Raw genomic sequence first — 17,880 nt, 5'->3', positions numbered from 1 at the left:
CGACAAAATACCGTAACTCAACCAATGGGGTCTTGGGTTTAGTTGGCGTATCCTGGAAATGGCATACTGAACCAATGTGCCAGTTAATGCTTGTGTGTGCCAACGACATCCGGCAATTAATACAGTGAAAGCAAATGACTAAATCTACCAATCAAGATATTCATTCCCCCTCCCCTATCCGCAAACATTTGTGGTTGCTGGTGTTGAGCCGGGGTAGCATTGCCTTGAGTGGACTTTTGCTGTTAGGAGTTCTCGTTGGAATTTGGCGGTTGTGGACTTTTGTCCAAACAGAGTTAACGCCGTTAGCACAACAAAGTCTCACTACTACACTCAACCGTCCGGTAAACCTGGGAAGAGTTACACAATTTTCGTTGACGGGAGTACAGTTTGGGGCTTCAGCTATCCCAGCCACACCCACAGATGCAGACCGGGCTACAGTCGAATCTGTAGAGGTGGGTTTCGATCTGTTACAACTAATTTTTAATCGCCATTTAAAGCTAGATGTAACCTTAGTCAACCCAGATATTTACATTGACCAGGATGACCAAGGGCGTTGGGTTTCCACTACCATCACTTCGTCAGGTGGAAGCAGTGCAATTAAAACCGATTTGGACTACCTACGGTTTCGGAATGCCAAGCTGGCCTTGATGCCGGATGAGAGAGTAGAGGGAGATGAGGGGGTAGAGGGGCAGGGGGGCAGAGGAGCAGGGGGGCAGAGGGGCAGGGGGGCAGAGGGGCAGGGGGGCAAGGGAGAATACCCAACTTCTAATTCAGCGCTGGCTCAACGCTCTGCTACTGCTAACAACACTCGGCAATTGCCGGTGCTATTTTCTCAACTCAATGGATCTGCTCAACTTTTGGCAAATAACCAGTTGATACGGTTTGAAGTCGGGGGTCAAGCAGACAGTGGTGGCAATATTTCCATTCAGGGAGAGACACGTTCTAAGGTGCTAGCAGGGACTTTCCAGGTGCAAGCACAAGATTTTTTGGCTGAGAATATTACTCGGTTGATTAAGTTACCAGTGAACTTACAGGCGGGTCGAGCCAATGGCGATTTGTTAGTTCGGTTGACACCAGGACAGCAAACTTTATTGTTTGGCAACGCTAATGTGCAAGGGGTAACGCTGCAAATACCCAAAGTCCCGCAACTGTTGAGCAATAGCCAAGGAAACCTCCACTTCCAAGGAACGGAGTTGCAGTTAAATAATGTTACTAGCAACTACGGCAAAATTCCTTTAGTGGCTACGGGAATCATCGACTCTAAAGCAGGCTTGAAGTTGGCAGCGCGTGTAAATGCAGTGAGTTTGGCGAATGCCCAGGAGACTCTTAAGGTAAAATTACCTGTACCGATCGCTGGACAAGTACAAGCTTCTTTGCAAATTACCGGATCGACTAAAGAGCCAATTCTCTCCGGCTCAGTTGCCACGATTCAAACTGCTCGGATTGATAAAGTTGATTTTAATAGCATCAGTAGTAAGTTTGAGCTTGTTACTAGTTCTTCTTTAATTACCTTAAAAGATATTCAAGGTAAAGCCAAAGTTGGTGGTGAGATTACGGGCGCTGGTACAATTAGACTTGGTAAAAGTCCGCGACTGGATTTAAATTTCGCTGCCAAGAATGTTCCAGGGGATGCGATCGCCAAAGTCTACGAAACAACACCTACGTTTCAAATCGGCAATGTCTCTGGTACAGCTCAACTAACTGGCGCTCCTACTAATGTCCAAACTGTGGTACAGTTCCAAGCTCCCAATGGAACTTACCCCGGAACTGGTGAAGTTGCGATCGCTCCAAATCGCAACGTATCTTTCCGCAATGTGGCTCTGAATGTGAGTGGTGGGACAGTTCGGGCAACTGGTAGTTATGCCAATGAGCGTTGGCAAGCTGTGGCTGTTGCCTCTGGGGTGAAGTTAGAACCTTTTGTAGACAAAAGTCAACTGCAAAATGTCTCTTTGGCTGGGGCACAGTTCAATGGTCGTCTCATCCTCTCAGGCAGCACAGCACCATTTGAAATTGCCACAATTCGCAGTGATGGTGCAGGAGTTCAAATTGGTGGTGGCACAGTTGCAGTTTCTAATATCCAACTGCAAGACCAAAGCTTCTCGGCTCAACTGGTAGCTAATGGTGTGCGGTTGGGACAAATATTGAAACAGTCTCCCCCAGCTTTAGATAATCCTTTGGCGGGAACATTTCAAATCGCAGGTAGCAGAGATGATTTCAGCCTGAAAACCTTCCGTGGCAGTGGTGAGGGTCGCCTTGATATTGGCAGGGGTACGGTTACAGCCTCTAATATCCAAGTGGCGAATGGTGTATATCAGGCACAAGTTCAGGCTAAGAATGTGCCTGTGCAAAAGTTGGCAAAAGTACCAAAGCAATTTCAAGGAGCATTAAATGGTCAGTTCAACGTAGCGGGTTCTGTTGAGTCTTTCCAACCGCAAACTATTCAAGCCAACGGTCAGGCGCGGGTAAATGTTGGGGGTGGAACTATTACAGCCTCTAATATCCAAGTGGGTAATGGTGTCTATCAGGCGCAAGTTCAGGCTAATAATGTACCTGTGCGCCAGTTGGCAGCAGTACCACCGCAGTTTCGAGGGAAGTTAACTGGTCAAGTAAACGTGGCAGGTTCAGTTGAATCCTTCCAACCGCAAACTATTCAAGCAATGGGTCAGGCGCGGATAAATGTTGCGGGTGGAACTATTACAGCTTCTAATATCCAAGTGGGTAATGGTGTATACCAGGCACAAGTTCAGGCAACTAATGTACCGTTACAACAGTTAGCAGCAGTACCACCACAGTTTCGAGGGACGTTAACTGGTCAAGCAAACGTGGCGGGTTCTGTTGAATCCTTCCAACCACAAACTATCCAAGCTAACGGTCAGGGACGGCTGGATGTTGCGGGTGGAACTATTACAGCCTCTAATATCCAAGTGGGTAATGGTCGCTATCAAGCTGTAGTTGATGCTGCTGGTGTGGAATTAAATCGGTTAAATCAGCAATTGCGGGGACAGTTTGGCGGTCAGTTGCAATTAGCCGGTACGCTAGGATCGTCTAGATTAGCTGATGTGCGTGCTGCTGGACAGGTGCAATTATCTCAAGGTATCCCTGGTTTAGAGCAACCCTTGACGGCTGCGATCGCTTGGAGTGGTGAAAGGCTGACCATTGAGCGAGCAACTGCTCCCGGTTTAAGTGTGACTGGTAACATATTAGCCAATGCAAAACAAGCAGGTATACCGGAAATTACTGCCCTCAATCTCAATGTCCAAGCGCAGAATTACAACTTAAAACAGTTACCAATCAATCTTCCCAATCAAGTTGCTGTGGCGGGGAGAGTAGATTTTAATGGTCAAATCACTGGTAAGCTGCCCTTACCAAATGTAGTAGGGCAAATCAACTTACGAGACTTGGTTGTTCAAGATATTGCTTTTGAACCGTTGTTAACTGGAAACATCGATTCAAAACTGGGACGCGGTTTGAGTTTAAACTTGGCAGGTAATAGCGATCGCCTGAACTTCAATTTAGATGCCAATAATCACCCGAAATCTTTCTTAGTCAAGTGGCAGCAAGCATCAGCCACAGGTAATGTTCAAGGAAATGATTGGGCACTGAAACTTGCCAATTTCCCCTTACAAATATTAAATTTGACTCCGCCACCAATTACTCGCTTGGGTGCTGGTAAGATAGCTGGATTGTTAACTGGGGATTTGCTGTTTAATCAGCAGACATTGGCAACAACCGGAAATTTAGCGATCGCTAATCCCCAAATTGGCCGGGTTAAAGGCGATCGAATAGCTGCTCAATTCCGCTACGGTGACGGTAAAGCTACACTCACTAGTAGCGAATTTGTCAAAGGAAAAAGTAGCTACGCCCTTGTTGGTACTGTGGCTCAAAGCCCTAAAGGGCCTAAATTACAAGGTAAATTGAACGTCAAGCAGGGTGAGATCCAAGATGTTCTAGCTGTAGCAAAGGTATTTGATTTACAAAATTTGCCAGGTGGTTCAGCAGAAATCTACGGCACCGCAGCGGATCTGACTACCAATCCCCAAGGAACGCCAAATGAACCCTTATTAACTCAAATCCAACGGTTTTCTGAAATTGAAGCTTTGGTGGCAGAACAGGAAGAACAGCGACTTAATTCCACTCCCATACCAGATTTGGCAGACTTAAAGGGGACTTTCAATGGGGAAGTGGCTGTAAATACAGCTACAGCCAATGGATTATCAGTGGATTTTAATTTGAATGGACAAGACTTTGCCTGGGGTAAAAAGGAAGAACGAAATCGTTATTATACTGCCGACAAAGTGATTGCCGAAGGCAACTTTGAGAACGGTGTTTTAAGTTTGCGACCATTACGAATTGAGTCTCAAAACAGACTGATTGCGTTTACAGGTAACGTTGGTGGTGATGAACAATCTGGTCAGCTGCGGGTGAATAATTTTCCAGTACAACTATTGAATAATGTTGTCAAACTACCAATTGGAATCACAGGTAATCTTAACGGTACAGCAGCTTTAGCAGGCAGCATTGCTAATCCCCAAGCTAGAGGGGAATTGCAAATCACAGAAGGAATACTAAATCAGAGCAAAATACAGTCAGCAACAGCAAGTTTCAGCTATGCCAATGGACGCTTAAACTTTGGTAGTACTGTAGCAGTTGCTGGGCCAAAACCTGTTGATATTACTGGCAGCATCCCTTATAAATTGCCTTTTGCTTCCGTCGCACCAGACAGCGATCAAATCAGTTTGGATATGAAGTTAGAAAACGAGGGATTGGGGCTGTTAAACGCATTGACTAATCAAGTGTTATTTGAGAAAGGTGAAGGAGAAGTAGACCTCAAGGTGCGCGGGACATTGCAAAAACCCGAAGTAAATGGAATTGCTACTGTCAATAATGCTACTTTTTCAGCCCAGGCTTTGCCAGGTAAGCTGAGACGCGTCACAGGTAGAATTCTGTTTAATTTTGACAGCATCTTAGTAGAAAATCTTCAAGGTAGATTTAGTCGTGGGAAGGTAGAAGCTGCTGGAGAAATTCCCATCTTCAACAATGAGAATGTAACTATCAAAAATCCCCTGACTGTTAATCTCGATCAGCTAGCGTTGAATCTTAAGGGACTTTATCAGGGAGGCGCTAGTGGTAATTTGCAGATTACTGGTTCTGCCCTTAATCCCATAATTGGCGGTAGAGTAAATTTATTTGATGGTAAGGTATTGCTGGCAGAATCTACTAACGCCACGACATCTGAAAATGGTAGTATTGGCGTATCACCCACAAAAGACAATAAGCAGAGCAAATCTGAAATTGGAAATGGGACAGGAAATACTAACGCCAGATTTAATAATTTAGATTTGGAATTAGGTAAAAACGTCCAAATTACCCGCGACCCTATTCTCAACTTCCGCGCCAGCGGTAATCTCATAGTTAACGGCTTAATCAATCAGCCTATACCCGATGGCACCATCCAGTTAGAAAAAGGAGGGGTAAATTTATTTACTACCCAATTTAATCTTGCTCGTGGTTATAAACACACTGCAACCTTTAGTCCTTCTCAACCCCGTGACCCCAACTTAGATATTCGGCTATTTGCCAAAGTACTGGATGTAACTCAAAGTAATGACTTCAGCCGGGTAAATTCTACAGGTTTATCAGCGTTAGAGAGTGTTCGAGTCGAAGCCACTATCAACGGTTTAGCTAGCAAACTAAATGAAAATCTAGAATTAACAAGTAGTCCGTCACGTAGTCAAACTGAAATTGTTGCTCTTTTAGGAGGCGGATTTGTAGACACCCAAGGACGTGCAGACAGTACTTTAGGTCTGATTAACATCGCAGGTTCGGCTGTGTTTAACAATTTTCAGTCAGCTTTTAACCAGATTGGGAGTACCTTTGGCTTAAGTGAACTACGGATATTTCCTACCGTTATTTCTGAGAATCCCGAAGCGGGAAGAAGCAATTCAACTTTAGAATTAGCAGCAGAGGCTGGGGTTGATATTTCTTCCAAAATATCCGTTTCCAGTATCAAAATTTTGACAACAAACGACCCCTTCCAATGGGGTATTAATTACCGAATAAACAATGAATTTCGCGTGCGTGCTTCCACTAACTTAACCGATGACAGTCGTGCTGTAGTGGAATATCAAAAGCGATTTTAAATAAATCTCTTCAATTACGAATTACTTCCTGTTCCCTCTTCTCCTTGCTTCTCAATAGCTTGTTGTACTTGTTTAACATCCAATTCTAATGCTTCAGCAATTTGCTCTATACTTAAACCCAACTTAAGTAAACGGGGTATAGTCTCTAGCTTTGTTTCTTCGCGAACCTCTTCTTTTACTTCCTGCTTTGTTTCTTCCTTGACTTCCTGATAAAATTTAGTTTGTCTCCAATCGGTTAATCCAAACATTGCTTCTAGCTCCTGCTGACTTTTGTTTACAAATTTGTAGATAAGCATTCTCTCTACTAATTCTAAAAGATTGCTACGGTTAGCTTCATCGATTTGTTGCACTTGTTTTATCAAGTTTTTCGCTTGCTGTACGGCTTGATCTTCGGCTGCAACTACTAACTTAATTACGCCTAGCCCAATCGAAGATGATGGTACATTATCTAATTCGTCTAAATAAATTATACGAATTTGCTGTGGAGCTAATGATGTTTGATAAATGAATGGTATACCTGGGTCGAGATTACGTTGAGCAAAAAGTAATACTGCTTGCCAGCGACGTTGAGGTTTATATTGATTTATATAGAGGAAAGCTTCTGTAATTATTCGCCAGTAAATATCATCATCGCGCTGAAACTGTACTTCAACAAAATAGATTGTGTCTTCTGGGTAGTCAGGTTTTGGTAAGAATAAGCCATCGATACGACGTGCTAATTCTTTGATTTCTACTGAGGTAAATTGGTAATGTAATGCTAAAGCTTGCGATTGTTCCAAAAGTTCAAATAATACACCTGGAAGAGTTTGGAATAAGGTGTAAAAAATCGTGTCTGTTTTCATGCACTCTCGATATTTGAATATTTTCAGATTATCGGGGCTGAGGGAAGATGATTTTTCTAAATTTATTAAATTGTGATATCATCACCTTGCTGATTAATAGCTAATCGCAAAATTGACAATCCTAAAATTATTAAAAATAGCACTAGTCCAATCGTGCAAGCATAGCTAATTTCCAAGTTATTGAAGGCTTGCTCATATAAATAATAAACTATCGTTTTTGAGCTACTGAGTGGGCCTCCTTGAGTCATAATGTAGACTTCTTCAAAGACTTTGGTCGCAGAAATAGCCGAAATTACTGCTACTAGGGCTAAATATGGCTTCATTAAAGGTATGGTAATATCCCAATGTTTGCTGATACCATCAGAGCCATCAATGGCTGCGGCTTCGTAAACATCAGCAGGAATTGATTGCAACCCCGCTAAATAAATCACCATATAGTAACCTAATCCTTTCCATACGGTGACAGCCATGACGCTGGCAAGAGAAATTGGTACAATGCCAAAAATTTTTGCTGGGCTAGTTAGCCAAGGAATACCTTCTGGAAAAAGACCTAAAGCTTTAAATAACTGATTCAGTAATCCGTTTTCTGCATACAGCCATTTCCAAGCTATTCCCGCAACCACCATTGAAATTACCACTGGAGTGTAGTACGCTGCTCTAAACCAATTCATTCCCCGCAGTTTCTGATTTACCAAAATTGCCAGTACTAAGGGAGCAATTACTAAAATTGGTACTACACCTACAAGATATAAAAAAGTGTTTTCCAAGGTTTTCCAAAAAACTGCATCCTTCCAAAGCTTGAGGAAGTTGGCGAAACCTATCCATTGTGGCGGCTGGGCAATGTCTTCATAGCTGGTAAAACTGAGGTAAAACGCTTGCAATGCAGGCCAAAAGACAGTTAAACCTAAAAGAACTAAGGCGGGTAATAAAAATAAATAAGGGGTAAGCCGCTGTTTGATGAACATCCAATTTTTAGGTATCAATTGATTCATAAGAAGTTTAATAGTTGTTTTTGCTTTTTCAGAACAAGGATTTGGAGATGTGAGTAGATTTAAGCTTCAATATTTTAAGGGCATATATTTGCTTGCGTAAGTATTGGTGTAACCTCTCGTAGAGAAGTTTATCGTAGACATCGCTAATTAATAACTTGGAGATCGACTGCAATGGAAACTCAGCACAATCCGCCAATTGAACATCAAAATGTCCCCATAAACCACCGTGGGCTGCATGATTTTTTGTATGGTTCTGACAACGAACACGCCGCCATTGAGGTGAGTATAACTCCTGAACTGGCAAACAATGGTACTGAAATCATTGACTTTGAGGCTTGGAGTGTGGCTGCTCAGAACGCTAAAATTGCCGGAGTTTATGCAGTATTAGATGTAGAACGTCGCACGCAGTACATTGGCTATTCTCGGAATGTGTTGCTTTCCCTAAACGGCCATGTTCGCCAAAATGGCGAGCAAAAGTGTGCTTTTGTCCGCGTGCAAGCATTCAAGTTTCCCAAACGTCAAGAAATGGAAGATTTGCGAGATGCATGGATAGCAGAACTCGAAAGTACGCCACCTGGTAATGCAACTGAAAGCGAAATGTGGGCTAGTACGGTAGGTGAAGCGACTAAGGCGGTAATGTCAGAAGCTCAACTTCAAGCCTACGAGGAGAAAAAGCTAAAACTGCGGAAAGCAATGGCTGATACAACCCTTTCTAAAGAGTTAGAAACAATAGATGCGAGTGAAGCCGAACGTCAGCGTCAACTTGAAGCTGCTGTGACAAACGATGACTGGAGTGTAATTATCGACGCACAGACACAGGAAACTAAGTATTGATTTTTGTCTGCTTGAGTGCGCTATCTGACTTTTTGAGTAAGTGGCATGAAAGTTCTGTGAAAGATGAGAGTTAAGATTTTAAAACGCAGAGGGGCGCTGAGGGAAGCGCAAAGGTTCGCAGAGGAGTGAATTCTTTGCGTTCTTTTGCGTAAACCTTTGTGTTTTTCTGCGTTAAAAAAGGATATATATGACGACAAAATTAGATGCTCTGATTAATTCTCTAGAAGGCATAGAAATTATTACCGATTCTACCCAAGTCGCAAAATTATCCCAGGATTATCACACTTTTAGCCCTGTGTTAGTGTCGAAACTAGAGGGAAAAGTTGGGGATATCGTCGTGCGTCCCGCTAATGAAGCAGAGGTTTTAAAAGTTGCAGCTGCGTGTGCAAAACATCGTATACCTGTAACTGTGCGAGGTGCGGGAACTGGGAATTATGGGCAATGTGTACCGTTGCATGGTGGCGTAATTTTAGACATGACGCGGTTGCAAGAGATTCTTTGGGTGAAACCGGGAATGGCGCGGGTGGAAGCTGGGGTGAAGTTGGCAGCTTTGGATAAAAAAACACGAGAAATGGGCTGGGAAATCCGTATGGCTCCCTCTACGTACCGCACAGCGACAATTGGCGGATTTATTGCTGGGGGAAGTGGGGGTATTGGCTCGATCCAATATGGTATGTTAGCCGATCGCGGTAATATCTTAGCATTGCGGGTGATAACTGTAGAAGATGAACCCCGTGCGATCGCATTACGCGGCGATGATGTCCAAAAGGTAAATCATGCTTGGGGAATTAATGGGATTATCACTGAAGTCGAAATTCCTTTAGGGCCAGCTTATCCTTGGGCAGAAGTCATTGTCACCTTTGACGACTTTATGACAGCAGCAAAGTTTGGTCAGGCAATTGGCAATGCTGATGGCATGATTAAGAAGTTGATTTCTGTCTTTGCATCCCCAATTTCCCAATATTTTCACGCAGTACAAGAGTATATTCCTGAAGGAACTCACTCAGTATTTTTGATAATTTCCGAACCGAGTTTGGAATTCTTACCGGCTTTGGTGCAGCAATACGGCGGCCAGATTACTTATAAAAAAACAGCCGAGGAAGCAGACAAAGGTACACATTTAGCGGAATTTAGCTGGAACCACACTACCTTGCTTGCCCGGAGTGTAGATGCTGATATTACATACTTACAAAGTCTCTTTCCTAGAGATTGCAGTTTGCAAGTAGTAGAGCAGATGTATAATTACTTCGGCGATGAGGTAATGATGCATTTAGAATTTTTTCGGGTGAATGGTGTCGTAGTTCCTGGCGCTTTGCAACTTGTGCGCTACACCACAGAAGAACGCCTCAATGAAATTATCCGCTATCACGAAGAACAGGGTGTGAGTATTGCAAATCCTCATACGTATATTATTGAAGACAGCGGTAGAAAAGTTATCGATCCTGAGCAGTTAAAATTTAAAGAAATAGTCGATCCTTATGGGTTGATGAACCCCGGTAAAAGCAAGGTTCTTCAATTCCAAATTCAAAATTAGCAAACTACAGAAACACATACAGCAAAATTCAGAATTCAGGAGAAAAATACCCTTTATACCTGGGTAGCAAACGAATCGTTGTGTACCTCACTAACTTGAAATCTGCTGTATCAGAATTTTTTCTGTATATTTGTGTAACTTCGCTTCAAAAAGCTAGCTGTTAGGCGTTTATAATTTGTGGTTTGATTTCAAAAGCCGTGGGGTTGAAGAAGAATTCAGAATTCAGCAATCAGAATAAGAAAGTGGGAGATAAGCGCGGAAAGTCAAAGCGGCCGCTTCCGCAGGAAAGATCGGCTGGTGATGTTTTACCATTTATTCATTCCCCAGTCGGACTCCAATTCAATTCTGAATTCTGACGACTGACTCCTGAATTCTTTTCGGATAACCCAAAATCCAACATTCCAATAATCGCCCATGATTGAAATTGACGGTTCCTACGGAGAGGGAGGCGGACAAGTTCTTCGCACTTCCTTAAGCCTAGCCGCCATCACCGGTGAACCCATACGAATTACAGGCATTCGCGCTGGACGCAAAAAGCCAGGATTAGCAGCACAACACTTAACAGCAGTTCGGGCGGCGGCGAGAATTTGTAATGCCCAACTACGAGGTGATGCTTTGGGTTCAATGCTGCTGGAATTCATCCCAGGTAGTGCTGTGCAAGCTGGAATTTATACCTTTGATGTTAGTAAAGCACAACAAGGTGGTTCTGCGGGTGCGATCGCTCTAGTTTTACAGACAATTCTCTTACCTTTGGCATTAGCATCTGGCAATTCTCTGGTGACACTAAAGGGTGGAACTCATGTGAACTTTAGCCCGACAGCGACGTACATTGAGCAAGTTTATCTGCCCATACTGCAACGCATGGGTGTAGAAGCCCAAGTCAAGTTAGGCGCTTGGGGGTGGTATCCCCAAGGTGGGGGCGAGGTAGAGTTACAAGTAGATGGCGGTGGTAAACTCGGTGGGATCGACTTGTTGGAACGGGGCGATTTACAACAGGTGCGAGGACTAGCAGTGGTGACGGAATTGCCTTCCCATATTCCGCAACGAATGGCGAATCGTGCGGAGAATTTGTTACGGGAAGCCCATTTAAAGGTTACTGTACAGACTTTACGAGAAAGAGGTGTGGCACCTGGGGCAGGTATTTTCCTCACTGCTGAGTATCAGAATAGCTTAACTGGCTTTGGTGGATTTGGGCGTTTGCGGTTGTCGGCGGAAACAGTTGCAGAGATTGCTTGTCAGCAACTACTTGAGTTTCATCACACCGGCGCACCAGTGGATGAACATTTAGCAGATCAGTTATTATTGCCAGCTGCTTTAGCTTCACAAGAAAGTCAGTATCGAGTGGCTGAAGTGAGTAGGCATTTGACGACAAATGCAGCAGTTATTGAACAATTTGGGCTGGCGCAAATTACGGTAGATGAAGCTGAGAAAGTAGTATCCGTGATTCCTGTAATTAGTGGATGAGATTAGAGACTAAACACTTTTTTAAGAGTCTTGATTTTTGTAGAATCAATGCCACATTCAAGTTTAGAGATAGGATTTAAGCTTTTCCATTTGCCTTTACTAGCACTGAATATAATATCAGATGATTTTTCTATATCAATAGCTTCAAAACCATCTATTTTAGATTTTGATAAATAAATCAAACGAGTAAACACTTCATCTCTTGATGCAGATTTAATACTCACAATTTCTGGGAGTGGTGACGGCGGTGAAGGTGGTAATGATGACAGAAAAAATACTTTTGCAAGAGCATCCAACTTTTTGCCTTTAGTAATTCCACATTTCAAGGTAAGGATAGGGTTGAAATTAGACCAAGTTTTGCGATTAGACTCTGCAATTCGGTTTGTGGCAACAATAGGATCTACACCCTTTAAGGCACTACTTGGTTCTGAGATTAAGTATTTAAGTGCGGCTAGAATACTATCTCGTGATGCTGTATTCAAATTTACTTTAGGTAAAACTTCTCTAGTTAAAATTTTCGCCTGCTCAATACTTTGAGGTTCTGGTGAAATGACTATGCACCAGACTCGCTCTAACTTAGCTTGTTGAGCAACTGCATATACAAAATGATTACTAACAACTTGATATTGATAGTCACCAATTTCTTTAACAATAACAGGAATCCAATTCCGTCCATCAGCTTCTAAGATAGACTCTGCTGCTGCTTTGATGATAAATTCCGATTCGGAAAACTGATCTCCAGGTTTAAGATCAGTTAACTTCAGATGCATTAGTTTGCCAATATTATCAAAATCACTCATACAATAAAATACTCCTTAGCTAGATCGAGATAATAATTTGTAGCAATACAATGCGTAAAAGCTGCTGGGATTCGAGCAAAGGCTGCACCTGCTACAATTGCATAACTTGGCAGACTGAATATTTTTGTATGGTTATTAGGATAAAAATAAGGACGTAAATTGAAATTAGATGCTTTACTTTCTCTGGTAATAATAGCTTCAATTTCCTGATTTGCTATTCTCAGCTGAGGAGGAGTGATATTTTCACCATTAAAAAATATAGGTAAGGCGATTGGGCCACCATCTTGTCTAGCTGCCTTAATTTTTGGTACTAACTCTTTAATTACTTTAGCTGCATTATTTAGGGATGCTAAATTATTGTGCTTGGTAGGGATCAAAACGACATCGCAAGCGTAGAGGCTACTTTGACTAAAAAACATCCAGTTTGTCGGACAATCTATGAATATATAATCATATTCGTATACCAAAGGTTTTAGAGTATCTTTTAACCTAGCAGCCCCCTTTTCAATTCTTGTTGCTAAGTCTTGCTCTGTAAAATCTAGCAGTTTTGGATCTGCGGAAATAACATCGAATTGGAACACTTGACCAGATTTAAATTTGACTTTAAATGCTTGAACTGTATCGTGAACGTTTAAGTTTCTATCGGATAGACAATCATATAAACTAATTTTTTTTACTTCTAGACCAAGAGATTTAGTTAAATCTCCTTGCTGTGGATCAAAGTCAATTACTAAAACTTGCTTCCCTTGTTGTGCAAGAGTGGCTGCTAAATTGGCAGTTGTCGTAGTTTTCCCCACACCTCCTTTGTTGTTGTAAACACAAACAGTTAAGGCTTTGGGCGGATTGTCAATTAAATGTTTGACATCGGAAACGATAGTATGAATATTCTCTTTTTTAATTAAACTATTTGAAGTTGCAGGAAATATAATTTTTCCATGTCGCCGGAATAACTGGATATAAACTGAATCAGTAATAAGGCCCCATTGAGATGTGTTGCACTTAGAATCAAGTAGATATTGTTTTATTTGCTCTATAGTGTTTATGTATTGAGGAGTGCCTTCTGATAAATTAAATTTAGCTCCTGTTCCTGTTGCTCGTGCTTTGACTTCAACAAGTAAATAGGGATTGCTCTTAGAGAATAAAAAAATATCACCACCAGTATTTTTGCGAACAGCAAAATCTACTGTCCCATGTCCTGTAGGAAATTGTGGAAAACGTTCTTTATCATTAAATCCAAGTGCGTTTATTAGAGGTCTTACAAATATCTCACTGATCAGCGTCTCACTACTCTCATCAGGCAAAATGTTGTCTAAAATCTGGTTCCAGTCTGTAAGTAGCATCACCTAATAAGCAAACGGGAACAATTACAATACCGTTTGTTTGATTAATTGAATCAAATTTGCTACTTAATCGACCTCAGTATTTTTAACTAATCGAATTGATTACTAGATTAAAGCTTTTTCCTAAAAGCGATCGCTAGCAAAACAAAGATGAAGCATAAGTCAATATACTAAGTTAAGAAAAATACATTACAGTACTAATATTTTGCCTCTATTCCCGATGACAAAATTACCTGTGAGTGTGTAGCAACATAGAAAATGCCTCATTTCAAAAGAGTTGAAATGAGGCAAAGGAGCTTATATAAGTAAAAACAGAAAACTTTTGATACTTTATCTAGGGGCATTTGCAATCAATCCTGTAAAGCCAGATTTGTTGTAAGAATAAGCAAATGACAAATTTACAAGGCGATCGCAAATAGGGTTAAAACTGAGTTCAGTTGTTCTTGATACCTACTATTTACTTAAATATCGAACATAGCCTTTGAATTTACCTCTGCTAAAGGTATATATTTAGGTTAAGTTAGTTTGCGATCGCAAATACAAAGGATTGGGCATGGGGCATCGGGCATCGGGGATTAGACACAGAGATATTTGTTGTTGACTGTGGTTATGCCGAATCGAGTATAGGATTTGCATCTAGTAAATTATCCTCTAGGATAAACGTTTGAACTTTCTGGACGAATGTTTGAACTTTCTGGACGAATGTTTGAACTTTCTGGACGAATGTTTGAGCTTTCTGGACGAATGTTTGAGCTTTCTGGACGAATGTTTGAGCTTTCTGGACGAATGTTTGAGCTTTCTGGACGAATGTTTGAACTTTCTGGACGAATGTTTGAGCTTTCTGGACGAACGTTTGAGCTTTGTTAATTTTTGCCAATGGGATCGTGCATGGAGTGTTCAGCAAAATAGAAATTTGCCCTATTCCCAACACTGCAAATAAGGCAAAGGAGTTTTTATAAGGGGATATAAAAAACTTTTGAGAAGTATAGCAGCGTAAATAATTAAAGGTTTGTAGTGATGATTTTAGTCGTCTCTGCGAGATGCTACGCGAATAAATCAGGGCTGAAAGACTTACCATAAAATAATCTTCAGATTTTTTATATTACTTAATATAGTTTGCTTTATTCTCGCTGACTTACTTAGTTTATCTAGAAACATTTGCAATTAAACCCGTAAAATTGCATTTGTTGGAATAATAAGCAACTGACCAATTTACAAAGCAACTGCAAGTATCGTTGAGACTAAGTTCCGTTGTGACTAATACTTGTTATTTACTTAACAGAATAAGACAGCATTGAAGTAGCTGTTAGAAAACATGGTAAGAAACTTATTGGTGACACATATAGAATTGGAACAAAACCATGATTGATGAACAAGAAATAGAAAAATTGTGGCAAGCTTTCAAAGTATTAGACGTAGACGGCAACGGAGCGATCTCAACCGAGGAACTGGGGGAGGTAATGCGATCGCTAGGGCAAAATCCCACGGAAGCGGGGCTACGTGACTTGATTAAGGAGATTGATGTTGACTTGTCAGGCACTATCGACTTTGAAGAATTTAAAACGCTGATGATAGCGAAAGTAGGCGATCGCCAAAGCCGCCTGAAGTTAGCCTTCAGTGCCTTTGATGAAGACGGTAGCGGTCAAATTACTGCTGTTGAACTGCGGACAGTCATGAGTCAGTTTGGGCTGACAGACGCTGAATTGAAAGAGATGTTGCAGGAAGTAGATCATGATGGCGATGGCTCAATTGACTTTGAGGAATTCTGTCAGCTAGTACCGGAGGAGTCAGAGAGCAAAACTGGCTATCAAGACTCACCGATTTCCCTGAACAGTTCGCTCAAGACAGTTGCCACTTCCAATGAGGCCGCAGCAGCTAGCACCCAGCCGACGCCAGAAGCAACGACTCCAGAGTTGGCACAGCTAAGAGAACAGTTAGCGCAACAACCAAACTCACCGAATCAGAAAAAAAGCGGTACGTCCCCTTTGCAAATGCAGATTGGTTTGTTTCGTTTGATTCAAGGAGCAGCCTACCGCAGCTTCCGTGAGAGTTTCTCCGCCAACCACGAAACTCACTTGCGGGTGAAAAACTTGCCATACAGAATTACCGATTTTGTGGAGTTTGTTAAGCAGGCGATCGCACTTTACAAAGCATTAGGTATAGTATCCGAGGATTGCTACCCCGTTCTGGATGCAGTGGTTAAATCGATTGCCGATGAATATGCTCGATTACAGGAGCGGATTGAGAACTGGCAAACAGTGGCAAAGACACCAGAAATGTTGGCAGAACAGCAAGCGATTTTAGAAGCACGGAGTAAATTTGCCAATGTCAAAGAAAAGTTTGCTGCCGGAGTCGAGTTTGCAATTACGATCAAAAAGAAAAGTCTTAGCTTGGGTGACATCGTCGAAGGCGTGCTGGCCATTAACGAACTCAATCGTCTCAGGGGAATAGAACTGAACGAAGAAATGGCTCCACCACCAACTAAATCTCAGGCAAATCCAAAAGACTATTTGCACAAGTGGAACCGCGTCATTCTCGGACAGGCAACTGAGGAAATAGATGGTGCAATCATGCCAGTAGTATATTGGTATGAAGACTTTATGCCGAAGTTGTTGGCAGCGTTTAGTGTTTCTAGCACAGCAGATATCCAAAGTAACACCGTACCCGATGAGGCAGCTTTGGATGAATGGTATCAGCGTACAAAAAACTCAGGAGAATTTAGCCGCTACGGGGCGGATGTTGCCGAAAATTTTCCCCGTTGCACTCCCAAACAGAAATTGATCCTCAAACAAGCATGGCGGTTAACGCATCACTACCTGAATGGAGTCCAGAAACGCCGCGAACGCCTAGAATTTGGGCGAGAATCAGGAGCGCTATCGCAGTATGTAGCATTCATTGATGTCTATCTAGATCGGACTGAGGTGAAGGATTCCCAAATGCGAGTCAGCTTCCCCTACTACATTGGCCCGGCAGTGTGGCGCTTCTTCCATACCACAGCTGAGATTGTGTCTACCAAGACACCAGAACAGCAAAAAGCCGCAGTCGCAATCTTCAAAGATTTCTTCCAACTGTTTGCCACAATGTACCCCTGTCCTTACTGCCGACACCACCTGAATATGTATGTTGTGCAAAATAAGGAAGTGGATATGTATCCTGTAGAGTACCTTATACTTGGGCGCGATCCGAACCTGAATGACTTTGAAGTGTCAATGGAGGCAAAGCTATCCACCGTGGTAGATGGTTCCTCCCTGCGGTTATTCTTCTGGAAACTGCATAACACCGTTTCTTCTTCCATTGCGCGATCGGAAGAATGGTATCACAAGGACGAGAAAGCGTTCTACACCACCCGTTTTTGGCCCAGCCTTGACTCTGAGTTAGCAAGAGCGAATGCACTCAAATACACCAGCATAGAAACTGCTCGGATCTACAACATCTACGGAATTCTCAAGCCATTGGCACGGCTGACAGGGGTAAAAACAGAATTGCCAAAGCTGTTGGAGAAAGGCGATGCGAATAACCTCAAGGAAGCGTGTGTAGTTGCACAGAACCACATCAAGGATTTAGAGGAAGCTGTGATTATCGGGCAGTTTCTCCAAGAAACATACTACTTTGAGCCTAGCCTTGTGGATAAACCTCCACTCTTCACCCCTGAAGAAGAAGAATTTGCCCGAACCGGTATGTTTACAGAAACAATTTAAATAGTTATAGGATTAGCCCTTCAAGGTGGGTAAAAATTTTGGTCAAAAAATTCCTTTTTAATCTTTTTACTCTGTGTTTTCTGCGTCTAGAGTAGTTACATAAATTACTTTTTAACCGCACAGACGCGGAGCGCACAGAGAGAAAAAGAGAGATTTTATCAGTCACCTTAAAAGGGGTAGTCCTAACTTAGAATGCTTTAATTCCCCTCCTTCAAAGTTTCGTCGGCAGGGGAATT

The 17,880-nt window shown here is 42.2% G+C and carries 11 protein-coding genes; 6 read left to right on the top strand and 5 right to left on the bottom strand.

Going from position 1 to position 17,880, the window contains the following annotated elements:
• Positions 1–134 precede the first annotated feature (134 nt).
• Positions 135–6,140, top strand: a complete 6,006-nt coding sequence (locus AC1F2U_RS05055; protein WP_480260105.1) for a translocation/assembly module TamB domain-containing protein — start codon at positions 135–137, stop codon at positions 6,138–6,140.
• Positions 6,141–6,154: 14 nt separating this feature from the next.
• Here the strand turns inward: AC1F2U_RS05055 and AC1F2U_RS05050 are convergent, their stop codons facing one another.
• On the bottom strand, positions 6,155–6,982 hold the full coding sequence (locus AC1F2U_RS05050; RefSeq protein WP_480260104.1) for an Rpn family recombination-promoting nuclease/putative transposase: 828 nt from the start codon (positions 6,980–6,982) through the stop codon (positions 6,155–6,157).
• 65 nt (positions 6,983–7,047) lie between these two features.
• Positions 7,048–7,974: a carbohydrate ABC transporter permease gene (locus AC1F2U_RS05045; RefSeq protein WP_292818972.1), complete on the bottom strand. Its 927-nt coding sequence runs from the start codon at positions 7,972–7,974 to the stop codon at positions 7,048–7,050.
• A gap of 171 nt (positions 7,975–8,145) precedes the next feature.
• On the opposite strand from AC1F2U_RS05045, the gene AC1F2U_RS05040 reads away from it, so the two are divergent.
• From AC1F2U_RS05040 to rtcA, 3 genes are all read left to right on the top strand, one after another.
• Positions 8,146–8,808 carry a GIY-YIG nuclease family protein gene (locus AC1F2U_RS05040; RefSeq protein WP_480260103.1) on the top strand — a complete coding sequence of 221 codons (663 nt, stop codon included), beginning with the start codon at positions 8,146–8,148 and terminating at the stop codon, positions 8,806–8,808.
• Between the two features lie 187 nt (positions 8,809–8,995).
• Positions 8,996–10,342 (top strand): FAD-binding oxidoreductase, encoded by a 1,347-nt coding sequence (locus AC1F2U_RS05035; protein WP_480260102.1) that lies wholly within the window; start codon positions 8,996–8,998, stop codon positions 10,340–10,342.
• Positions 10,343–10,756: 414 nt separating this feature from the next.
• Entirely contained in the window at positions 10,757–11,806 is a 1,050-nt protein-coding gene (gene rtcA, locus AC1F2U_RS05030; RefSeq protein WP_480260101.1) for an RNA 3'-terminal phosphate cyclase, read from the top strand.
• Positions 11,807–11,808: 2 nt separating this feature from the next.
• On the opposite strand, the gene AC1F2U_RS05025 is transcribed toward rtcA, so the two are convergent.
• The 3 genes from AC1F2U_RS05025 to AC1F2U_RS05015 form a co-directional block, all read right to left on the bottom strand.
• Positions 11,809–12,606 (bottom strand): ParB N-terminal domain-containing protein, encoded by a 798-nt coding sequence (locus AC1F2U_RS05025; protein ID WP_480260100.1) that lies wholly within the window; start codon positions 12,604–12,606, stop codon positions 11,809–11,811.
• Positions 12,603–13,946 (bottom strand): AAA family ATPase, encoded by a 1,344-nt coding sequence (locus tag AC1F2U_RS05020; RefSeq protein WP_480260099.1) that lies wholly within the window; start codon positions 13,944–13,946, stop codon positions 12,603–12,605. Before AC1F2U_RS05020 ends, AC1F2U_RS05025 begins: the two co-directional genes overlap by 4 nt.
• 510 nt (positions 13,947–14,456) lie before the next feature.
• Positions 14,457–14,582: a hypothetical protein gene (locus AC1F2U_RS05015; protein WP_480260098.1), complete on the bottom strand. Its 126-nt coding sequence runs from the start codon at positions 14,580–14,582 to the stop codon at positions 14,457–14,459.
• Positions 14,583–14,627: 45 nt separating this feature from the next.
• Here AC1F2U_RS05015 and AC1F2U_RS05010 point away from each other — a divergent pair, with 45 nt between their 5' ends.
• Both AC1F2U_RS05010 and AC1F2U_RS05005 read left to right on the top strand, forming a co-directional pair.
• Positions 14,628–14,813, top strand: coding sequence for a hypothetical protein (locus AC1F2U_RS05010; protein ID WP_480260097.1), 186 nt, complete (start codon positions 14,628–14,630; stop codon positions 14,811–14,813).
• Between the two features lie 494 nt (positions 14,814–15,307).
• The gene (locus tag AC1F2U_RS05005) at positions 15,308–17,644 is read left to right on the top strand and encodes an EF-hand domain-containing protein (protein WP_480260096.1); all 2,337 of its coding nucleotides are present in this window, start codon (positions 15,308–15,310) and stop codon (positions 17,642–17,644) included.
• The last annotated feature ends 236 nt before the right edge of the window (positions 17,645–17,880 follow it).

The organism is Nostoc sp. LEGE 12454 (assembly GCF_056620565.1).
Note: the sequence above shows the minus strand (reverse complement) of the source record. Positions and strands in the feature narration are given on the sequence as shown.